We start from the raw sequence: 3,391 nt of genomic DNA, 5'->3' as shown, positions 1-3,391 counted from the left end.
GTCCGGTCACGCTGGCCACTTCGTCCGCGCTGCGCTGTTCGATCGGAATTTGCCGCAGGCCATCTGAGATCGAAAAATCGATCGTCGGCGACGGCAGCGCGACATAAAACGGCACGCCATTATCGTGGGCGGCGAGCGCCTTCAGATAGGTGCCGATCTTGTTGCAGACATCGCCATTGGCGGTGACGCGGTCGGTGCCGGTGATGACGAGATCGACCATGCCGTGCTGCATCAGATGGCCGCCGGTATTGTCCGGGATCACTGTATGCGCCACGCCGTGATGCGAAAGCTCCCACGCCGTCAGCGAAGCGCCCTGGTTACGCGGACGGGTCTCGTCGACCCAGACATGGATCTTCAAACCGCGGTCGTGCGCCAGATAAATCGGCGCGGTCGCCGTTCCCCAGTCAACCGTGGCCAGCCAACCGGCGTTACAGTGGGTGAGGATATTGATTGCCTCGCCCGGTTTCTTCCGCGGCGCAATCGCCTCGATCAAAGCAAGGCCGTGACGGCCGATCTCTTGATTGATCGCGACGTCTTCTTCCGCAATTTCGCCGGCGCGCCTGTAAGCGGCTGGCACCCGCGCCGACGGCGGAAGCGGCGAAAGCGCCTTTTGCATTTCATCCAGCGCCCATTTCAGATTGATGGCGGTCGGCCGCGTCGCAATCAACGTTGCACAGGCTTGCTCCAGCGCGGCGTCGGAAGTGTCAGCTCGCATCGCCAGCGCCACACCATAAGCCGCGGTCGCACCGATCAGCGGCGCGCCGCGCACCAGCATGGTGCGGATCGCGTCTGCCGCCTCCTCGCACGTCGTCATTTTCGCGAGAACGAATTCGTGCGGCAGCCGCCGCTGGTCGATCGCGCCGATCGTCCAGCCATCGCCTTCGACCCAGATGCTGCGGAAGTGCCGGCCATTGACATTCATGGGCGCAATATCCTCCCGGCCACCGCATCCAGCTTCTTCAACAGCTCGCGGTCGCGCGCCTCGGGTGCGGTGATCAGCGCGGCGTCCAGCGCGCGGTCCGAGCCGACCGGGCAGGCTTCGTGCTGTCTCGGAAAATCCCGCGCCAGCCGCGCCACCAGATGCCGCGCCTTCTCGGCATTGGCGTTCAGGACGCGAATGATGTCGGCCACCGTGACGGCGTCGTGATCGGGATGCCAGCAGTCGAAATCGGTTACCATCGCCACGCTTGCGTAACAAATCTCCGCCTCGCGGGCGAGCTTGGCCTCCGGCATGTTGGTCATGCCGATTACCGAATAGCCCTGTGCCTGATAGGTCAGGCTTTCGGCGAGCGTCGAGAACTGCGGGCCCTCGATGCACACATAGGTGCCGCCGCGCGCCAGCGGGATGCCTTCGGCTTCCGCGGCTGCCGCCAGGTGCAACCTCAGGCGCGGCGAGACCGGGTGCGCCATCGAGACATGCGCGACGCAGCCTTTGCCGAAGAACGAACTCTCGCGCCGATAGGTGCGATCGACGAACTGGTCGACCAGAACGAAGGTGCCGGGCGGCAGCTCCTCCTTGAACGAACCGCAGGCCGAGAGCGAGATCAGGTCGGTGACCCCGGCGCGCTTGAGCACGTCGATATTGGCGCGATAGTTGATATCCGAAGGCGACAACCGATGCCCCTTGTCGTGCCGCGGCAGGAACACGATCGGCAACCCTGCGATCGTGCCGCGGCGAAGCGGCGCCGACGGCTCGCCCCACGGACTTGCGATCACTTCGTCACGGGCATTTTCGAGTCCCGGCAGGTCGTAAATGCCGGATCCTCCGATAATGCCAAGTACCGCTTCTGCCATGATTGCTCCAATTTCAGATCACCCGACCAAGGCGACTATATCGCAAAGCCGGTTTCAACTAATGTTCTCGTGCCGCCATTCGCAAGAGAAGCACGATGCCCACCACGAACGACCGAGGCAAGCGTCAGTCGATCATCGACGCCTGCCGGGAAATGAACCGGTCTGGCATCAACCAGGGCACCTCAGGCAATATCAGCCTGCGGCACCAGGACGGAATGCTGATTACGCCGACGTCTACGCCTTACGACACGATGCAGGCCGGGCAGATTGTCTTCATGAAACTCGACCGTGCCCCGGAGGCCGGGCAGCGTCCGTCCAGCGAATGGCGCTTTCACCGTGACATTCTCAGCGCACGCCCCGAAGTGAATGCGGTGGTCCATGCGCACCCGCCTTTTGCGACCATGATCGCGATCATGGGGCGCGAAATCCCGCCGGTGCATTACATGATCGCCTGCGCCGGCGGCGACACCATTCGCTGCGCACCCTATGCGACCTTTGGAACGGAAGAATTATCGCGCCACGCGGTGACAGCGCTGGAGAATCGCTCGGCTTGTCTCTTGGCCCATCACGGCATGATCGCGGTCGGACCTTCACTGGCAAAGGCCATGTGGCTCGCAGTCGAGGTCGAGACGCTGGCGCGGCAATATCACGGCTGCCTGCAAATCGGCACGCCGCCTCTTCTATCCAAAGCCGAGATCGAAAATGTTCGCGCCCGGATGGCCGGATACGGCATCGGCGGCGACGAGAGCTGAGAATACGATTCGCGAGCTTCGAAATCATTTGGCACGGGGCGAGCGCTTGCAGTTTCACCTGAACTCGAGCCGTGAAGAGAATCATCGTCGAATCAACGATTTGGTGCCGTAGTCAATTTTTCACCACAATTCAGACCAGCGTCGATTATCCGCATCTGTGGTTTCCGCGTGACAGACGCGAGGGACCCTGCGGCAGTATTCTTGGGCCAACAATTTAAGTTTTGGAGAATTGCCATGAAGCGCTTGTTGATTGGAATCTCTGCTGCCGCCTCGCTGCTCGCGACCGGCGCGCTCGCTGCCGATTTGCCGACGAAGGCGCCGGTTTACAAGGCGCCAGAACCGGTTTTCAACTGGACCGGATTCTATGTCGGCGGCAACATCGGTTACGGCGCGGGCAATGCGGACAACTCCGCGACGATCGACCGATTCCTCACCGGCTTGCCGCTGCCCGGCGTGCTCAACGGAACCAACAGCGCCCGCAACGCCGTTGATGGCATGATCGGCGGCGGCCAGATCGGCTACAACTGGCAGATGGCCAACTGGCTGCTCGGTCTGGAAACTGACATTCAATACAGCGACCAGCGTCATGGGACGTCCGCGATTACCTGCTTGGCCTGCTCGGACGATGGCAGCAATATCGTGACGACCCTGAACCAGAGCCTGGATTGGTTCGGGACCGCGAGGGGCCGTGCCGGTTTCCTGGTCTCGCCGGAGTTGCTTTTCTACGCAACCGGCGGTCTCGCCTACGGCAACGTCAACGTCACCGGCTCGGCTTCTGGCAATTTCAACGGGACAACCGTCCTTCTGCCGGGCAACTCATCGACACGCGTCGGCTGGACGGTAGG

The 3,391-nt window shown here is 62.2% G+C and carries 4 protein-coding genes; 2 read left to right on the top strand and 2 right to left on the bottom strand.

What is annotated here, in order from left to right:
* Window positions 1–922: S-methyl-5-thioribose-1-phosphate isomerase (mtnA, locus tag WB528_RS09785; protein ID WP_423888219.1), on the bottom strand; the 922-nt coding region annotated here is incomplete at its 3' end.
* Window positions 919–1,794 carry an S-methyl-5'-thioadenosine phosphorylase gene (locus WB528_RS09780; RefSeq protein ID WP_423888218.1) on the bottom strand — a complete coding sequence of 292 codons (876 nt, stop codon included), beginning with the start codon at window positions 1,792–1,794 and terminating at the stop codon, window positions 919–921. The genes WB528_RS09780 and mtnA, both read right to left, overlap by 4 nt.
* A 95-nt stretch (window positions 1,795–1,889) precedes the next feature.
* Here WB528_RS09780 and WB528_RS09775 point away from each other — a divergent pair, with 95 nt between their 5' ends.
* Entirely contained in the window at window positions 1,890–2,546 is a 657-nt protein-coding gene (locus tag WB528_RS09775; RefSeq protein ID WP_423888217.1) for a class II aldolase/adducin family protein, read from the top strand.
* Window positions 2,547–2,780: 234 nt separating this feature from the next.
* Window positions 2,781–3,391 (top strand): outer membrane protein (locus WB528_RS09770; RefSeq protein WP_423888216.1); only part of this gene is annotated, 611 nt, incomplete at its 3' end.

The sequence above is a fragment of the Bradyrhizobium sp. genome (assembly GCF_049586575.1).
Taxonomy (GTDB): Bacteria; Pseudomonadota; Alphaproteobacteria; order Rhizobiales; family Xanthobacteraceae; genus Bradyrhizobium.
Note: the sequence above shows the minus strand (reverse complement) of the source record. Positions and strands in the feature narration are given on the sequence as shown.